This is a genomic window from Dactylosporangium sucinum (assembly GCF_014647515.1).
Lineage (GTDB): Bacteria > Actinomycetota > Actinomycetes > Mycobacteriales > Micromonosporaceae > Dactylosporangium > Dactylosporangium sucinum.
In genome coordinates this window covers 130,830-148,099 of record NZ_BMPI01000008.1, presented here as the reverse complement: position 1 = coordinate 148,099, position 17,270 = coordinate 130,830, and the positions used below count along the sequence as shown (strand labels likewise).

General features: G+C 71.8%; 12 protein-coding genes and 1 riboswitch. Of the genes, 4 read left to right on the top strand and 8 right to left on the bottom strand.

From position 1 onward, the window contains the following. Window positions 1-221 precede the first annotated feature (221 nt). Both IEZ31_RS10440 and IEZ31_RS10435 read left to right on the top strand, forming a co-directional pair. Window positions 222-728, top strand: a complete 507-nt coding sequence (locus tag IEZ31_RS10440) for a carboxymuconolactone decarboxylase family protein (protein ID WP_190249576.1) — start codon at window positions 222-224, stop codon at window positions 726-728. Between the two features lie 170 nt (window positions 729-898). Beyond that, on the top strand, window positions 899-1,168 hold the full coding sequence (locus tag IEZ31_RS10435; protein WP_190249575.1) for a hypothetical protein: 270 nt from the start codon (window positions 899-901) through the stop codon (window positions 1,166-1,168). A gap of 187 nt (window positions 1,169-1,355) precedes the next feature. On the opposite strand, the gene IEZ31_RS10430 is transcribed toward IEZ31_RS10435, so the two are convergent. The 7 genes from IEZ31_RS10430 to IEZ31_RS10400 all read right to left on the bottom strand — a co-directional run bounded on the left by IEZ31_RS10430 (window position 1,356) and on the right by IEZ31_RS10400 (window position 9,564). After that, window positions 1,356-2,453, bottom strand: a complete 1,098-nt coding sequence (locus IEZ31_RS10430) for a branched-chain amino acid aminotransferase (RefSeq protein WP_190249574.1) — start codon at window positions 2,451-2,453, stop codon at window positions 1,356-1,358. 103 nt (window positions 2,454-2,556) lie between these two features. Then, window positions 2,557-3,585: a 3-isopropylmalate dehydrogenase gene (locus IEZ31_RS10425; RefSeq protein ID WP_190249573.1), complete on the bottom strand. Its 1,029-nt coding sequence runs from the start codon at window positions 3,583-3,585 to the stop codon at window positions 2,557-2,559. 121 nt (window positions 3,586-3,706) lie between these two features. Continuing rightward, entirely contained in the window at window positions 3,707-5,317 is a 1,611-nt protein-coding gene (gene serA / locus IEZ31_RS10420; RefSeq protein WP_190249572.1) for a phosphoglycerate dehydrogenase, read from the bottom strand. A gap of 304 nt (window positions 5,318-5,621) precedes the next feature. After that, entirely contained in the window at window positions 5,622-6,050 is a 429-nt protein-coding gene (locus IEZ31_RS10415; RefSeq protein ID WP_190249571.1) for a TipAS antibiotic-recognition domain-containing protein, read from the bottom strand. A gap of 78 nt (window positions 6,051-6,128) precedes the next feature. Next, the gene (gene ilvC / locus IEZ31_RS10410; protein ID WP_190249570.1) at window positions 6,129-7,142 is read right to left on the bottom strand and encodes a ketol-acid reductoisomerase; all 1,014 of its coding nucleotides are present in this window, start codon (window positions 7,140-7,142) and stop codon (window positions 6,129-6,131) included. A 26-nt stretch (window positions 7,143-7,168) separates the two neighbouring features. After that, entirely contained in the window at window positions 7,169-7,687 is a 519-nt protein-coding gene (gene ilvN / locus IEZ31_RS10405; RefSeq protein ID WP_190249569.1) for an acetolactate synthase small subunit, read from the bottom strand. Then, on the bottom strand, window positions 7,687-9,564 hold the full coding sequence (locus IEZ31_RS10400) for an acetolactate synthase large subunit (protein WP_190249568.1): 1,878 nt from the start codon (window positions 9,562-9,564) through the stop codon (window positions 7,687-7,689). The genes ilvN and IEZ31_RS10400 overlap by 1 nt, the downstream gene beginning before the upstream one ends. 218 nt (window positions 9,565-9,782) lie before the next feature. On the opposite strand from IEZ31_RS10400, the gene ilvD reads away from it, so the two are divergent. Both ilvD and glyA read left to right on the top strand, forming a co-directional pair. Continuing rightward, complete coding sequence (gene ilvD, locus IEZ31_RS10395; protein WP_190249567.1) at window positions 9,783-11,636, top strand: dihydroxy-acid dehydratase; 1,854 nt, start codon at window positions 9,783-9,785, stop codon at window positions 11,634-11,636. 140 nt (window positions 11,637-11,776) lie between these two features. Then, window positions 11,777-11,866: riboswitch (ZMP/ZTP riboswitch) on the top strand. Between the two features lie 24 nt (window positions 11,867-11,890). Next, a complete protein-coding gene (gene glyA, locus IEZ31_RS10390; RefSeq protein ID WP_190249566.1) occupies window positions 11,891-13,153 on the top strand; it encodes a serine hydroxymethyltransferase in 1,263 nt (420 codons plus the stop codon). Between the two features lie 340 nt (window positions 13,154-13,493). Here the strand turns inward: glyA and IEZ31_RS10385 are convergent, their stop codons facing one another. Next, the gene (locus IEZ31_RS10385; RefSeq protein WP_190249565.1) at window positions 13,494-17,270 is read right to left on the bottom strand and encodes a hypothetical protein; all 3,777 of its coding nucleotides are present in this window, start codon (window positions 17,268-17,270) and stop codon (window positions 13,494-13,496) included.

The following is a 17,270-nucleotide window of genomic DNA, read 5'->3' as shown; positions in this document are numbered from 1 at the left end:
TGGTTGCTGGGCGCGCTAGGGGCCAATAATGAGCCGAGTCACGTTGGGTAGCTTGCCACGCACGTGCCACCCGTGACAGGTGATTCCGGATTCTGAGATCGGAGGTGATCTGCTTCACGATTCACCCTGTTCGTCACGTAGCTGTAACGAGGGCCGGGCAAGGTTGTTGTCAGTCCCGCTCGCGGGGTTCCGATCACGGTTGGTGAGGAGGTGCTCGTTCGATGTCCGTTCCGGCTCTGCCGCCCTACGCGCGCGACCTCGAGCTGAACCTCCGCTCCGTCCTCGACGGCGACCTCCTGACCGAGCAGCAGCTGTGGGGCGCCGCGCTCGCATGCGCGATGACGACCCGCAGCGCTCCGACGATCCGCTGGGCCGCTCTGCAAGTGAAGCCCGAGACCGCCGAGGCCGCCAAGGCCGTCGCGTCGCGGATGGCGATCCACAACGTCTACTTCCGGGCCAAGCACCTCATCGGTGACGAGGCCTACCAGCACCTGCCGGCGCGCCTGCGCCGCCAGGTGACCTCCACGCCGGGCGTCCCCATGGTGGACACCGAGCTGTGGTCCGTAGCAGTATCCGCGATCACCGGGTGCGGGGTGTGCCTGGAATCGCACGAAAGATCACTTCGTGGTGCAGGGGTGTCCCGCGAAGTGATCGACGAGGTGTTGCGCGTCGCCGCAGTGATCCACTCGGTGGCGGTAACCCTCGAAACAGAGGCGGCTCTCGACTAAGGAGCTTTCCTCTTTTGTACGGGTGTCGGAGTGGCGGCTCCGGCACCCGTACGCATATCCGGGGTCTCTCCACCTCTTGCGTGCAACTTGCGCACAGCGTGTCTGCGTCGTGGTCCGGCGGCCGGATACGGTTGTCGGTCAGAGCGGTGGCACCGACCCCTGGGGGCACAATGATGGACGACACTCCGGCCGAGTCCGGCGAGCCGCCACTCGAACCGCCGCTGGGCTGCGCCGATCCGCTGCTGTGGCGCGTCGCCCGGGCGCTGCACCAGGCCCACCGCCCGCGCCCGGACAACTTCTGCGAGTGCCGCGCGTTCTGGCCGTGCCCGGATGCGCAGCTCGCGGAGGAGGCGCTGCAGCTGGCCTACGACCGGCCGTCGCCGCGAACGTCCCGCCCGGGCCTGGGCCGCTCGTCGAACCTGGGCCGCTGGTCCGCCTGACACCCACCGGTCCGCGGGCTGGACCGCGGCACGCGTCTGCGTGGTTTCGGGGCCGCGGACCCATGATCGGTGGCGACTTCTGGTCGCCATGACAGCCGAATCTCGCCAACGATCATGAAGCGCCCGCGGCGGACCGGGCGCGGAAAAGGGCGCCTCCGCTCCGGGGGCGCCCTCTTCGTGACGAACGTTACAGAACCCGGTGGACCCACCCGTGCGGGTCCGCGGTCACACCGCGCTGAATGCCCACCAGCGTGTCGCGCAGCGACATCGTCACCTCGCCCGCCTTGCCGTCGGCCACCGTGAACTCGCCGTCGCGGTCGCGGACCGTGCCGATCGGAGTGATCACGGCCGCCGTGCCGCAGGCGAACGCCTCGCGGAGCCGGCCGCTGCGGGCGTCGGCCTGCCACTGCTCGTACGAGTAGAGCTCCTCCCGCACCGTCAGGCCGCGGTCGCGAGCCAGGCGGATCACCGACTCGCGCGTGATGCCCGGCAGGATCGTGCCGGTGAGCGGCGGGGTGGTGAGCGAGCCGTCGTCGAACACGTAGAAGACGTTCATGCCGCCGAGTTCCTCGACGTAACGCTGCTCGGAGGCGTCCAGGAACACGACCTGGTCGCAGCCGTGCTCGATCGCCTCCGCCTGCGCCACCAGGCTGGCGGCGTAGTTGCCGCCGCACTTCGCGGCGCCGGTGCCGCCGTTGGCGGCGCGGCTGTAGTCGCGGGAGACCCAGACGTTGACCGGCTGGACGCCACCCTTGAAGTAGCTGCCGACCGGCGACGCGATGATCACGAAGAGGTACTCCGACGACGGCTTGACGCCGAGGAAGACCTCGCTCGCGTACTGGAACGGCCGCAGGTAGAGGCTGCCCTCCGGGTCGTCGGGGACCCAGTCGCGGTCGGTGCGGATGAGCGCGTCGAGCGCGTCGAGGAACAGCCGCTCCGGCACCGGCGCCATGGCCATCCGCTGCGCCGAGGCGCGGAAGCGGGCGGCGTTGGCGTCGGGGCGGAACATGGTCACGCCGCCGTCCGCCGACCGGTAGGCCTTCAGCCCCTCGAAGATCTCCTGCGCGTAGTGCAGGACCGCGGTGGCCGGGTCCATCGGGATCGGAGCGCGGGCCTCGACGCGGGCGTCATACCAGCCCTTCCCGTCCGCATAGCGGATGGTGACCATGTGGTCGGTGAAGATCCGTCCGAAGCCCGGGTTGGCCAGCAGCGCGGATCGCTCCGCGGCGGCTACCGGCGCCGGGTTCGGTCGGATCTCGAAGTCGAGAGTTTCACCACCGCTCATGCGTACCTCCAACAGATGTCGGCACGCGAGAGCCCACGCGCCGTGCCTGCAACTTACCCGAACGGACGTTCAATCGCAGCCAGCGCGCGCAACGGCGAGCGTGTTACGCCACCGCGGCGGCCAGGCGGTCACCGACCGCGTCGGTCGACAGCGCGGAACCGGGCGTCCGCGCGGCGACCTCGGCGCCGACCGCCTCGGATACTCGCGCGGCGGCCTCGGGGTGGCCGAGGTGGTCGAGCAGCAGCGCCGTGGAGAGCACGGCGGCCGCCGGGTCGGCCACGCCCTTGCCGGCGATGTCCGGCGCCGAGCCGTGGACCGGCTCGAACATGGACGGGAAGGCGCGCTCCGGGTTGATCGAACCGCTGGCGGCGAGCCCGATGCCGCCGGTGACCGCGGCGGCGATGTCGGTGAGGATGTCGCCGAAGAGGTTGTCCGTGACGACCACGTCGTAGCGCTGCGGGTTGGTCACCAGGAACATCGCCGCCGCGTCCACGTGCTGATACTCGGTCTCGATGTCCGGGAACTCGGCCTTCACCGCGTTGAACGTGCGGGCCCACAGGCCGCCGGCGTGGGTCAGGACGTTGGTCTTGTGCACCAGCGTGACCTTGCGCCGCTCGCGCTTCTGCGCGCGGGCGAAGGCGTCGCGGATGACCCGCTCGACGCCGTGCCGGGTGTTGAGGCTCTCCTCGGTCGCGACCTCGGCGGCGGTGCCCGGGTGCAGGTTGCCGCCCGCGCCGACGTAGAGGCCCTCGGTGCCCTCGCGGACCACGACGAGGTCGATCTCGCCGGGCTTCAGGCCGGCCAGCGGGCTGGTCGTGCCGGGCCAGAGCCGGGACGGGCGCAGGTTCACGTACTGGTCGAAGTCGAAGCGCAGCTTCAGCAGCAGCCCGCGCTCCAGCACACCCGGCGGGACGCTCGGGTCGCCGACCGCGCCCAGGAGGATGGCGTCGTGGCCGCGCAACTCGTCGCGGACGCTGTCGGGCAGCACCTCGCCGGTGCGGTTGTAGCGGGCCGCGCCGAGGTCGTAGTCGTTGGTCTCGACGCCCGGAAGCACGACGCGCAGCACCTTCAGCGCCTGCGCCACCACCTCGGTTCCGATACCGTCGCCGGCCACGACCGCGATCTTCGCCACCACTCGCCCCTTTCCTCGGACCCGCTTACGGTACGCGCTTGTCCTACGGATTGGACGGTTGTCCCGAAAGATGAGAGGGCGGGGAGCGCCGCCACGCTCCCCGCCCTCGTGAGAGGAACGACTATTCGCCCGAAAGGTCGACCGTGCTCGCCGCTGTCGCGCCGATGGACGCCGCCGCGTCGTTGAGCAGGTCTGCCTCCACCGCGTTGTCGACGGTCAGCGTCATGAGCGCCTCCCCGCCGGCCTCGCGCCGGGCCACCTGCATCGCCGCGATGTTGACGCCCGCCTTGCCGAGGATCGACCCGACCGTCCCGACCACGCCGGGCCGGTCCGCATAGCGGAAGAACAACAACACGCCTTCGGCCGCGAGCTCCAGGCTGAAGCCGTCGATCTCGGTCAGCTTCAGCGCCTCGCGCGGGCCGGCGACGTAGGTGCCGGATACCGAGGCTACCCGGCCGTCCGGCAGCGCTCCGCGCACGGTCACCAGGTTTGTGTGATCGGTCGACTCGGTGAACAGCGCGAGGGCCACCTCGACGCCCCGGTCGGCGGCCAGATGCGGAGCGTTCACATAGGTGACCTGGTCGGCGACAACGCTGCTGAACAGGCCCTTTGTGGCCGCCAGCCGGAGCACCGACACATCGTTGTTGGCCACCTCGCCGTGCACCTCCACGGTGACCGACGAGGCGATCCCGCCGGCGACCGCGGTGAACACCCGGCCCAGCTTCTCCGCCAGCGGGAGCAGTGGACGTACCTCTTCGGCCACCACGCCACCGACCTGGACATTCACGGCATCGGGGACGAACTCGCCGTCGAGGGCCAGTTTCACGCTGCGCGCGACGGCCAGCCCCGCCTTGTCCTGCGCCTCGACCGTGGAGGCCCCCAGGTGCGGGGTCGCCACCACGTTGTCGAACGCGAACAGCGGCGAGGCGACGCACGGCTCCTTCGCGAAGACGTCGATGCCGGCCCCGGCCACCCGGCCGTCGGCCAGCGCGTCCGCGAGCGCCTGCTCGTCCACCAGGCCGCCGCGGGCCGCGTTGATGATCCGCACGCCGGGCTTGACCAGCGTCAGCTCGCGTGCGCCGATGATTCCGACGGTCTCCGGCGTCTTCGGCAGGTGGATCGAGATGAAGTCGCTCTCGCGCAGCAGCTCGTCGAGCCCGAGCAGGCGCACGCCCAGCGAGGCGGCCCGCGCGGGCTGGAGGTAGGGGTCGTAGGCGACCAGCCGCACCCCGAACGCGGCCATGCGCTGGGCGAACAGGACGCCGATGCGGCCGAGCCCGACGACCCCGACGGTCTTCCCCGAGAGTTCGACGCCGGTGTACTTCGAGCGCTTCCACTCGCCGGCCTTGAGCGCGGACGAGGCCGCGGCGGTGTTGCGGGCCACGGCGAGCAGCAGCGCGACGGCCTGCTCGGCGGCGGAGACGATGTTGGACGTCGGGGCATTGACGACCATGACGCCACGGGCGGTGGCGGCCGGCACGTCGACGTTGTCCAGGCCGACGCCGGCGCGGGCGACGACCTTCAGCCGCGGCGCGGCGGCGACCGCCTCGGCGTCGATCTGGGTGGCACTGCGGACGATCACGGCGCTGGCGTCGGCCAGGGCCTTCAGGAGCGCGGGTCGGTCGGTGCCGTCGATGTGACTGACCTCGTAGTCGTCGGCGAGCACTTCCAGGGCGGCGGGGGCGAGCTCCTCGGCGATGAGCACCACCGGGCGGTCAGGAGGGAGGGTCATGCGCGGTCCTCGACTCTCTGCTGAGCGGCTGGCGTCGGCGCGTGGAGCGCGGCACTGCACGCCACGCGGGGGGAAGAACGGCGACGGGGCCGGGCGGACGGCCTCTTCGGGCGATCGTAGGCCCGGCGGACCAACCGGCTCGCCCCCGCGCGGACGTGACCGCCGTCACAGCACTCGGACGGGTACCGCGGTCGCACACCCGATCCGGGCCGCGTCTCCGGGCATCGACACCACCCCATCCGCACATGGCGACGGCCCCGGACGTGGACTCCCCCCACGTCCGGGGCCGTGCCCGTCGGAGTTGCTAGGCGCGGTCCGCGTTGGCGTGGATCGCGTCCCGGATGTACTGCGCGAGACCCGGGTGGTCGGTGTCGTAGTTGGCGGTGAACCGCGGGTCCGCCACGTACATGTCACCCAGGCCGCGCTGGACCTCGTAGGGGCAGTCGTAGAACCACCGGCCGATGTGCTGCCGGTGCTCCTCGGCCAACGCGCGGGCCTGCTCGCTGTCGGCCGGGACGCCGCCCGTGAACGCGGCGGCGAAGCCTGCGGTGTTCGCCGCCGCCTCGGCCTTGATCCGCTCCCAGTCCTGCTTCGTGTACTGCGCGGTCCGCCGCGCCGACTCCTGGTAGGCCTCGGTCTGGCCCCACCGCTGCTCGGCCTCGTCGGCGTACTGGCCCGGGTCGAAGTCCCCGAAGACCTCGCGCTGCTCGTCCGGCGTCAGGTTCGTTGTCATGCCTACGAGCTTGGAGTCTCCAGCCGCTGGAGAGTCAAGGCCCCCGCGGCGACACCGCGGGGGCCTCGGCCGGAAAACTCAGGCCGTCTCGGTGATGGGCCGGTCGACCCAGCTCATCATCGAGCGCAGCTTCTTGCCGGTCTCCTCGATCGGGTGGTTGGCACCCTGCTCGCGGTACTTCGTGAAGTTCGGACGGCCGGCGTCGTCCTCGGCGATCCACTCGCGGGCGAACTCGCCCGACTGGATCTCGGCGAGGATGCGCTTCATCTCCTCCTTGGTCCGGGCGTCGACGACGCGCGGGCCGCGGGTGTAGTCGCCGTACTCGGCGGTGTCGGAGACGCTGTACCGCATGCGGGCGATGCCGCCCTCGTACATGAGGTCGACGATCAGCTTCAGCTCGTGGAGGCACTCGAAGTACGCGACCTCGGGGGCGTAGCCCGCCTCGGTGAGCACCTCGAAGCCGGTCTGCACCAGCGCCGAGGCGCCGCCGCAGAGCACCGCCTGCTCGCCGAACAGGTCGGTCTCGGTCTCCTCCTTGAACGTGGTCCTGATCGCGCCGGCGCGCGTGCCGCCGATGCCCGCCGCGTAGGCGAGCGCGAGGGCGAACGCGTTGCCGCTGGCGTCCTGCTCGACGGCGACCAGGCAGGGCACGCCCTTGCCGTCGACGAACTGACGGCGGACCAGGTGGCCCGGGCCCTTCGGCGCGACCATCGCCACGTCGACGTCCGCCGGCGGGGTGATGAAGCCGTACCGGATGTTCAGTCCGTGGCCGAAGAAGAGCGCCTTGCCGGCGGTCAGGTGCGGGGCGACCGACTCGGCGTAGAGCGACCGCTGGGCGGTGTCCGGCGCCAGGATCATGATCACGTCCGCCTCGGCGGAGGCCTCGGCCGGCGTCAGCACGCGCAGCCCCTGCTCCTCGGCCTTCGCGCGGCTCTTCGACCCCTCGGGCAGGCCGACGCGGACGTCGACGCCGGAGTCGCGCAGCGACAGCGCGTGGGCGTGGCCCTGGCTGCCGTAGCCGAGCACCGCGACCTTACGGCCCTGGATCAACGACAGGTCGGCGTCGTCGTCGTAGTACACCTCGGCGGGCATTGCTTGTCCTTTCAATGGTTTTCGCTTCAGGATGCGGCGCGCAGCGCCGGACCGGTCGTGATGGAGCGGGAGCCGCGGCCGATGGCCACGACGCCGGACTGGACCATTTCCTTGATACCGAACGGCTCCAGGTCACGAAGCAGCGCGTCCAGCTTTTCCGACGTTCCCGTGGCCTCGATCGTGAGCGCGTCCGGGGAGACGTCGACCACGCGGGCGCGGAACAGCTGCACGGTCTCCATGACCTGCGAGCGCACCGGTCGCTCCGCGCGCACCTTCACCAGCAGCAGCTCGCGCTGCACGCTCGCGTTGGTGTCGAGCTCGACGATCTTCAGGACCTGCACCAGCTTGTTGAGCTGCTTGGTGACCTGCTCCAGCGGGGAGTCTTCCGCGTTGACCACGATCGTCATCCGGGAGACCTCGGGGTGCTCGGTCTCGCCGACGGCCAGGGAGTCGATGTTGAAGCCACGCCGGGCGAACAACCCGGCGACCCGGGCCAGTATGCCCGGCTTGTTCTCCACGAGAACCGAAAGGGTGTGCTTGGTCATCAGACGTCGTCCTTGTCGAACGTGGGCGCGACGCCGCGCGCGAACATGATCTCGTCGTTGCTCGTGCCGGCGGCGACCATCGGCCACACCATGGCATCCTTGCCGACCACGAAGTCGATGACGACCGGCTGGTCGGTCACCCGCATCGCGGCCTCGATCGTGGCGTCGACGTCCTGCTTGTTCTCGCAGCGCAGGCCGACGCAGCCGAGCGCGTCGGCCAGCTTCACGAAGTCGGGGATCCGGTGCTTGTGGGTGCCGAGCTCGGTGTTGGAGTACCGCTCGTCGTAGAACAGCGTCTGCCACTGCCGGACCATGCCCAGGTTACCGTTGTTGATGACGGCGACCTTGATCGGGATGCCCTCCAGCGCGCAGGTGGCCAGCTCCTGATTGGTCATCTGGAAGCAGCCGTCGCCGTCGATCGCCCACACGACCGTGTCCGGCATGCCGACCTTGGCGCCCATCGCGGCCGGGACCGCGTAGCCCATGGTCCCGAGACCGCCCGAGTTCAGCCAGGTGGCCGGGTGCTCGTACTTCACGAACTGGGCGGCCCACATCTGGTGCTGCCCGACGCCGGCGGTGTAGATCGCGTCCGGTCCGACGATCGCGCCGATGCGTTCGATCACGTACTGCGGGGAGAGCGTCCCGTCGGCCGGCTCCTCGTAGCCCAGCGGGTAGCGCTGGCGGATGTCGTCGAGGGTCGCCCACCAGTCGGTCAGGCTCGGCTTGTGCCCGGCGTTGTTCTCCGCCGAGACGGCCGCGATCAGCTCCTCGATGACATGCTTGGCGTCGCCGACGATCGGCACGTCGGCGGTCCGGTTCTTGCCGATCTCCGCCGGGTCGATGTCGGCGTGGATGACCTGCGCGTTCGGCGCGAACGTGGACAGCTCGCCGGTGACCCGGTCGTCGAACCGCGCACCCAGGGCGATGAGCAGGTCCGACTTCTGCAGCGCGTAGACGGCGCCGACCGAGCCGTGCATGCCCGGCATGCCCAGGTGCTGCGGGTGCGAGTCGGGGAACGCGCCGCGCGCCATCAGCGTGGTGACCACGGGGGCGCCGGTCAGCTCGGCCAGCTTCCGCAGCACCTCCGAGGCGCCGGCCTTGATGACGCCGCCGCCGACGTAGAGAACCGGCCGCTTGGCGTTGACGATCAACCGCGCCGCCTCGCGGATCTGCTTCCCGTGCGGGTGCATCGTCGGGTGGTACCCCGGCAGCTCCATCGTCGGCGGCCACTTGAACGTCGCCTTCTTCTGCAGCACGTCCTTGGGGATGTCGACGAGGACCGGGCCCGGCCGGCCGGTGGAGGCCAGGTGGAAGGCCTCCATCAGGACGCGGGGCAGCTCCTCGCCCGACTTCACCAGGTAGTTGTGCTTCGTGATCGGCAGCGTGATGCCGGCGATGTCCGCCTCCTGGAAGGCGTCCGTCCCGATCGAACCCGAGGCGACCTGCCCGGTGATCGCGACCATGGCGACCGAGTCCATGTAGGCGTCGGCGATCGGGGTGACCAGGTTGGTCGCGCCCGGGCCGGAGGTCGCCATGCAGACGCCGACCTTGCCGGTCGCCTGCGCGTAGCCGGTCGCCGCGTGGCCGGCGCCCTGCTCGTGCCGGACCAGGATGTGGCGGACGGCCTCCGAGTCGAACAGCGGGTCGTACGCCGGAAGGATCGCACCGCCCGGGATGCCGAAGACCACGTCCGCGCCGAGCTGTTCGAGCGAGCGCACAAGGATCTGGGCGCCGGTGAGCAGCTCCTCCGCCGGACGGGCTACCGGCTTGGCGGCCTTCTCGGCGGCCCCGGTGGCGGGCGTCTGGGCACCGGACGGGGAAGCCGGTGGCGTCGGATGTGCTCGGTGGGCGAGGACTTCAGGCGTGGGTCTCGTCATCGCAGTTCGCACTTTCGCTCGAAGGTGTCTTGGTTATCGGCCCCGGACATGAAAAAACCCCACGTGCGATGCACGAGGGGCTAGCGCGCTGACGGCAGGCGTCGGCGCGCTAGATGATAAGTACTCGGAGCGACCTCGACGACATGCTCGTCATGCTGCCCCATCTCACGGCCTGAGTCAACCGATCCCACGATCCGGACCGTGGCATGCTGACAGGTATGCCCGAGCTGCGGTCTAGGACCTCCACTTCTGGTCGCAACATGGCCGGTGCCCGCGCCCTCTGGCGCGCCACCGGCATGACCGACGACGACTTCGGCAAGCCGATCGTCGCCATCGCCAACAGTTTCACGCAGTTCGTGCCGGGCCATGTCCACCTGCGCAATCTCGGGATGATCGTCGCTGAGACGGTCGCCGAGGCGGGTGGGGTCGCCAAGGAGTTCAACACCATCGCCGTCGACGACGGCATCGCGATGGGCCACGGCGGGATGCTCTACTCGCTGCCCAGCCGCGAGCTCATCGCCGACGCCGTCGAGTACATGGTGCAGGCCCACTGCGCCGATGCCCTCGTGTGCATCTCCAACTGCGACAAGATCACGCCCGGCATGCTGCTCGCCGCGCTCCGCCTCAACATCCCCACCGTGTTCGTCTCCGGCGGCCCCATGGAGGCCGGCAAGACGATCGCGATCGAGGGCGTGGTCCACGAGAAGGACGCGAAACTCGACCTCATCGACGCCATGATCGCGTCGGCCAACGAAGCCGTCACGGACGAGCAGCTCGGCCAGATCGAGCGCTCCGCCTGCCCGACGTGCGGCTCCTGCTCCGGCATGTTCACCGCCAACTCGATGAACTGCCTCACCGAGGCCATCGGCCTCGCCCTGCCCGGCAACGGCTCCGCGCTGGCCACCCACGCCGCGCGCCGCGCGCTCTTCGAGCGGGCCGGGACCCTGATCGTCGACCTCTGCAAGCGCTACTACGAGCAGGACGACGCCGGGGTGCTCCCCCGCGCGATCGCGTCCCGCGCGGCGTTCGAGAACGCGGTCGCGCTCGACGTCGCGATGGGCGGCTCGACCAACACCGTCCTGCACCTGCTCGCCGCCGCCCGCGAGGCCGAGGTGGACTTCTCCGTCGCGGACATCGACGGCATCTCGCGCCGCGTGCCGTGTCTGGCCAAGGTGGCGCCGAACACCCAGAAGTACCACATGGAAGACGTCCACCGGGCGGGCGGCATCCCCGCCATCATGGGCGAGCTCGACCGGGGCGGCCTGCTCAACCGCGACGTGTCCAGCGTCCACACCCCGACGCTCGACGCGTGGCTGGCGGAATGGGACATCCGGGGCGGCAATGCCTCGGACGCCGCGATCGAGCTGTTCCACGCCGCTCCGGGCGGGGTGCGCACCACCGAGCCGTTCTCGACGACGAACCGGTGGAACTCCCTCGACACCGACGGCGCCGAGGGCTGCATCCGCTCGGTCGATCACGCCTACACGGCCGACGGCGGCCTCGCGATCCTGTTCGGCAACATCGCGCCGGACGGCTGCGTGGTCAAGACCGCCGGCGTGCCGGCCGAGAACCTCACGTTCAGCGGTCCGGCCCGCGTCTTCGAGTCGCAGGACGCGGCCGTCGACGGCATCCTCGGCAAGGTGGTGACCGCCGGCGACGTCGTCGTGATCCGCTACGAGGGGCCGCGCGGCGGCCCCGGCATGCAGGAGATGCTGTACCCGACCTCGTTCCTCAAGGGCCGGGGCCTGGGCCGGGCGTGTGCGCTGATCACCGACGGGCGCTTCTCCGGCGGTACCTCTGGACTCTCCATCGGCCACATCTCGCCCGAGGCCGCCGGGGGCGGGCTGATCGCCCTCGTCGAGGAGGGGGACATCATCGACATCGACATCCCCAACCGCTCGATCGAGCTGCGGGTGTCCGACGAGGAGCTGCAGGCCCGCCGGGTCGCGCAGGACAAGCGCGAGCGGCCGTACACCCCGGCCGACCGCGACCGCCCGGTGTCCGCGGCCCTGCGCGCGTACGCGTCGATGGCCACCTCGGCCAGCGATGGCGCCTACCGCAAGGTGCCGTGACGGGTCTTGACGATCGTGGGTCCGGGACCGCACCGTGTCCCGGACCCTTCGTCTGGTCAGTTCGGGCGGCTCCTGACGCCGGTGTGACCACCCCGACGCGGAAGGGTTCGCGCGTCCACGCCGGAGGTCACTAAGATGGTCCTCGGTATTGCGACTGGCGCATTTCAAGGTGGAACCGACCACCGGGGAGCTTCCTAGCATCGCTGGCACCGCGCGCCTGGGTGCCTCGATCGGCGTATGCCAGGAGGTGGCCCATGCACGTTCCCGCGCTCAATGCCCTCACCCAGGCCGATCCCGAGCTGGCCGCCCTCATCGAGGGTGAGGCCGGGCGGCAGCACGACACCCTGCGGATGATCGCCTCGGAGAACTACGTCTCCCAGGCCGTCCTCGAGGCGACCGGCACCGTCCTCACGAACAAGTACTCCGAGGGCTACGCCGGCAAGCGGTACTACGAGGGCCAGCGCTTCATCGACCCGATCGAGGAGCTGGCGGTCGCCCGCGCTCGCGCCCTGTTCGGCGTCGACCACGCCAACGTCCAGCCGTACTCGGGCTCACCCGCCAACCTCGCCGTGTACATGGCGCTGGCCAAGCCGGGCGACACCGTCATGGGCATGGCGCTGCCGATGGGCGGCCACCTGACCCACGGCTGGTCGGTGTCGGCCACGGGCGCCTGGTTCCGCCCCGTGCGGTACACGGTCCGCCAGTCGGACGGTCGCATCGACTTCGACGAGGTCCGCGACATCGCCCTGCGCGAACGCCCGAAGATCATTTTCTCCGGCGGTACCGCCATCCCCCGCACGATCGACTTCCCGCGCTTCGCCGAGATCGCCCGCGAGGTCGGCGCCGTCCTGGTGGCCGACATCGCCCACATCGCCGGCCTGATCGCCGGCGGCGCCCACCCCTCCCCGGTGGGCCACGCGGAGATCATCTCGACGACGACCCACAAGACGCTGCGCGGCCCTCGCGGCGCGATGCTCATGTCCGACGAGCAGCACGCGAAGGCCCTGGACAAGGCGGTCTTCCCGGGCCTGCAGGGCGGCCCCCACAACCACACCACGGCGGGCATCGCGGTGGCGTTGGCCGAGGCGTCGACCCCGTCCTTCAGCGCGTACGCCCACCAGATCGTGGCCAACGCCAAGGCCCTGGCGGCGGCCCTGACCGACCGCGGCTTCGACCTGGTCTCGGGCGGCACCGACAACCACCTGATCCTGCTGGACCTGACGACCAAGAACATCGGCGGCAAGCCGGCGGCGCGGGCGCTGGACCGCGCGGGCATCGAAACGAACTACAACACGGTCCCGTACGACACCCGCAAGCCCTTCGACCCGAGCGGCGTCCGCCTGGGCACCCCCGCCCTGACCACGCGCGGCCTGACCGAGGCCGAGATGCCCCAGGTGGCCGAGTGGATCTCCCGCGCGGTGGACGCCGCCATCAAGGACGACGAGCAGTCCCTGGACACCATCGCCGGCGAGGTCCGCGACCTCCTGAAGAGCTACCCGATGCCCGGCTGGAAGTAGCCCACGCCTGGCACCGGTCGCGGCGTGCAGCGGTCGGGGCCGGCAGCGGTCGCGGCTGGCGGCGGTCGCGGCTGGCGGCGGTCGCGGCTGGCGGCGGTCGCGGCTGGCGGCGGTCGCGGCTCCAAGCGACGCTCGGATGCTGCTGTTAGCCCGTGTCAGCCCGGCCGCTGCCCGGTTTCCTGACCGCGCCCGTTTGCTGGAGGCGCGCCCACCTGCTGAGGCGCGCCCACCTGCTGGGCGTGTGCCCGGACGGCGGTAGCCCGCTTGCCGGGCACAGCTGCCTTCTCGGGGCCGCCCTCGCTCCGTCCCGGCGCCGTGGCCTGCGCGGAGCGCGGGCCGCTTACTTGCGCCGCAGGAACCGCCGAGAGCGGCCCTCGGTGCCCCGAGGCTCCTCGTCAAGGTTCAACTCGAGCGGCTTGACGTCATCGTCGAGCCGCGAGAAGTCCGCCCGCCGCTGCCGCTGCTCAGGCACGACGGCCCGGTCCCCGTCGGCGCGCTCGTCCCGCTCCTGCCGCTGTGCCCGAGCCGCGGCCACCCGCTCCGAGGTGAACTCCCCACTGGGATCACTCACGTAGTCGGACGTGGGGTCGGTGGCCCAGGCCGGCCGCCCACCGGAGGCATCCCGCCCAGACCCGAAGCCCGACCGTTCCTCCTCCCGCGCCGCCGTGTCCCGCCCGCGCCCGAAGCCCGACCGGTCGTCCTCCCGCGCCGCGCCGTCCCGGCCACGCCCGAAGCCCGACCGGTCATCCTCCCGCGCCGCGCCGTCCCGGCCACGCCCGAAGCCCGACCGGTCATCCTCCTGCGCCGCGGCATCGCGGCCGATCCCGAGGCTCGACCGGTTGTCCTCCTGCGCCGCCGTGTCACGGCCGCGTCCCCAGCGCGACCCGGACTCGTCGCCGGCGTTCCGCGCTTCCCGCCGATCCCAGGCGGTGGTGGCCCCACTCGCCCAGTCGTCACCGCCGCCACTCCCCTGGGCCGCCGCGGGACGGCCGGTGTCGACGGCCGCCGGGCGATCCTCGGTGTTCCCGCTCTTCTTCCGCCCCCACCGCGACCGCTTCTCCGGGGCAGGCTCCTCGGCCTTCTTGGCGGGCGTGCTCTCCCACCAGGCCGGCCCGTCGCCGCCCCCCGGACCAGGGTCGGAGCCGCCGGCAAAGGCGGAGTCCGTGGCAGACGTCTCCGCGGAGAACGCCCCGGTGCGGGACTCACCGGTCCGAACCGACTCAGCACGCCGCCCCGACTCGGAGCGACCAAACGGATCGTCGGAACGGAACGACTCGGCGGACTCGGCGAGACGGCCTGACTCAGCCAGGCGGAACGGCTCGGCGGGACGGAACGGCTCGGCGGGACGGAACGGCTCGGCGGGCCGGGGTGGCTCAGCGGGCCGGGGTGGCTCAGCGGGATGGGCCGGCTCGGCGGCACGGGGGGGCTCGGCGGGACGAGCCGGCTCGTCATACGGCCCGCGCCCCGACAACGGCCCCCGGCCACGGTCGACCGGCGGCTGGCCGGCGTCGCGCCGTCGGGTCGAGCGGGCATCGGGTTCGGAGCCCCAGGAGCGCCGCAGTTCGAGCGGCTTGGCCACGAGCTCCGGCGCGGTGTCGTCGAACAGGCTCCCCGTGAACGCCGGCCGCCCACCGGACCGCCCAGCGGGAGAAACCGGCACAGAGGACACCGGCGCGGACGATACGGGCGCTGAGGAAACGGGCGCTGAGGAAACGGGCGCAGACGAAACCGGCGCGGGGGAGACGGGTGCGGACGAAACCGGCGCGGAGGAAACGGGCGCTGACGAGGCCGGTGCCGAGGAGGCCGGGGCTGACGAGGCCGGGCGGGACGCGTCGATCGGGTCCTGGGACGTGCGGTCGCGGTTTCGCCAACGGTCCAGGAACGAACCACCGGCCGGGGTGACCGAGTCGGCCAGGCTGTCCGCCGACGCCCGATCCGAGAAGTCCTCGGGCTGGGAGGCGTCCGGTGTCGGATCGAAGGACGACCGCCAGCCGGACGGCTCGCCGACGGGGTCCGGCAGGGGCCAGGGCGGTGTCTGACTCGAAGCCGTGGACGGGCCGGCGGTCGACGAGCCGGCAGTCGACGAGGTCGGCTCGGCCCGTGGGCGCCAGGTGGAGCCCTCGGTCAAGGGGTCCGGGCGCGACGGCTCAGGAGCCGACGGAGGCGCCGGATCAAGCCGAGCGTAACGGCTCACCGAAGGCTCCCAGCTCGATGCCGGAGCGCCGGTCGAGGACTCCGAACCCGAGGCGCTGCCCGCACTCGGCTCCCAGCTCGGCGACGATTCGAGGCCGGACTCCCAACTCACCGAGGAAGGCGGGGAAGGCTCGGCGCGGGGCTCCCAGCTCGACGCGGCGGACTCGGAGCGGGGCTCCCAGCTCGGTGATGTGGCATCGGTCTCGTATGTCACCGGGAAGCCGTCCACCGCGCTCGACCAGCGGGAGGGCTCGTCGGGGACGACGGGCACCGAATACTCGCCCGGGGAGGCGTCCCAGCGGTCCGCGGGTGGGGACGACGACGGGGGCGCCGAGGTCGGCGAGAGGTGGGACCAGCGGTCCGTGCTCTCCGGGGTCGCCGGCAGGTCGGGCGTCGGGTCCGAGGAGTCGCGGGCGCGGCGGCGGCCGATGCGCGACGTCTCCCCCGACGGCGAGTCGTCCGAGAACCGGGACCGGTGGGCGGGCTCCGGGCCCCCGGACAACAGCGGGTCGTCCGAGAAGCGGGAGCGAGGCGCCGGGTCCGTGGGGGCCAGCGGGTCGTCGGCCGCCCACGCGGCCAGCCGGCTCGCCGAGTCGGAGTCCCAGGAGCCCACCAGCTCGCGGGTCGAGCGGGCCTCCCACGACTCCGCGGAGGTCTCCGAGCTGGACTCGATCGGCGAGCTCGAATCGGCGGAGCGGGCGGCGGCCGAGCGGGACTCCGAGCGGAAGCCGTCGCTCAGGCCCAGGCGGTCACGGACCGAGCCGTCGTCGTCGAAGTCGCCGGAAGCTGTGGCCGGGGCGGCCGGGTCGAAGGGCACCGGACCGGACGCGGACGTGCGGGCCGTGCGGGCGCGCAGGCGGTCGCGGAGGGTGCCCGGGGGCTCCGGCTCCTTGCCCAGGGCCGCGGCGAACGCCGCGTCGGCCACGGCGACCAGCGGCTGCTGGCCGGTGGAGCCGTCGCGGCCGAACGTGCGGGCCAGCGGGGACGGCTCGGGGAGCTGGTTGCCCGCGGCCAGGACCAGGAGGCGCTCCATCACCGGGATGTCCACCCGATACGGCTCGGCGGAGAGCCAGCGGCCCACGGCCTCGACCAGCTCGCCGGAGTGGACGAGCTGCAGGTGCTCGCCGGGGGCGACCGAGATGACCAGCTTCTCGCTCGCCTCGCCGCGGGACGGGGCGATGACCAGGTAGCCGCGGACGACGGCGCCGACCTTGCCCAGCTGGCGGCGCCAGGTGTGCAGCTCGGCGGCCAGACCGTCGATGTCCTCGGAGCCCGGGACGAACAGGCGGCCGCCGCGCAGGACCTGGCCGGAGGCGTCCATCGAGAACTCGCCGTTGGGCCAGACGGTGGGCAGGAACAGGGCCACGCGGCGGCCGGCGACCACCAGGTGGGTGCAGCCGCCCTCGCCGAGCGCGAAGAAGCGGGCGGACGGCAGCGCCTCCAGCTCCTTGAGGCGCGGCAGGTGGTCGTCGGGCTCCCCCCACCAGCGGCGGCCGCTGACCGCCTCGTCGATGGCGGCGCGGGCGAGGCGGCGGGCGTCGAGCATGAGCGCGGACAGGAAGGTGCCGCCGAGCGGGACGACGAATGCCAGGTTGATGCCGATGAACCGCAGCACGCCCACGACGTCGAACCAGCTGTCGGGCAGCCAGGCGCGGGTGGCGACGCCCCACACGACGGCGCCGGCGGCCACGGTCAGGATCGCGAACAGCGGGAAGCCGCGCATGGTCAGCACGACGACGCCGGCGAGCGCCACGACGGCGAGCCCGCCCCAGAGGATGCTGAACTCCTCGACGCCCCAGCCGGCGACGGCGAGCGACGCGAGCGACGCCAGGACGAGCAGGGCGCCGGCCAGCGCGCCGGTCGGGCGCACCCCGACGCGGCGGCTGCTCTTGACTCCGGCGGCCCAGGAATCTGCGGTCGTCAA

Coding starts and splice junctions, on each gene's coding strand:
- ilvN (WP_190249569.1), bottom strand. CDS start 7,687: ATGACCAAGCACACCCTTTCGGTTCTCGTGGAGAACAAGCCGGGCATA.
- IEZ31_RS10400 (WP_190249568.1), bottom strand. CDS start 9,564: ATGACGAGACCCACGCCTGAAGTCCTCGCCCACCGAGCACATCCGACG.
- IEZ31_RS10415 (WP_190249571.1), bottom strand. CDS start 6,050: ATGACAACGAACCTGACGCCGGACGAGCAGCGCGAGGTCTTCGGGGAC.
- ilvC (WP_190249570.1), bottom strand. CDS start 7,142: ATGCCCGCCGAGGTGTACTACGACGACGACGCCGACCTGTCGTTGATC.
- glyA (WP_190249566.1), top strand. CDS start 11,891: ATGCACGTTCCCGCGCTCAATGCCCTCACCCAGGCCGATCCCGAGCTG.
- IEZ31_RS10440 (WP_190249576.1), top strand. CDS start 222: ATGTCCGTTCCGGCTCTGCCGCCCTACGCGCGCGACCTCGAGCTGAAC.
- IEZ31_RS10435 (WP_190249575.1), top strand. CDS start 899: ATGATGGACGACACTCCGGCCGAGTCCGGCGAGCCGCCACTCGAACCG.
- ilvD (WP_190249567.1), top strand. CDS start 9,783: ATGCCCGAGCTGCGGTCTAGGACCTCCACTTCTGGTCGCAACATGGCC.
- serA (WP_190249572.1), bottom strand. CDS start 5,317: ATGACCCTCCCTCCTGACCGCCCGGTGGTGCTCATCGCCGAGGAGCTC.
- IEZ31_RS10430 (WP_190249574.1), bottom strand. CDS start 2,453: ATGAGCGGTGGTGAAACTCTCGACTTCGAGATCCGACCGAACCCGGCG.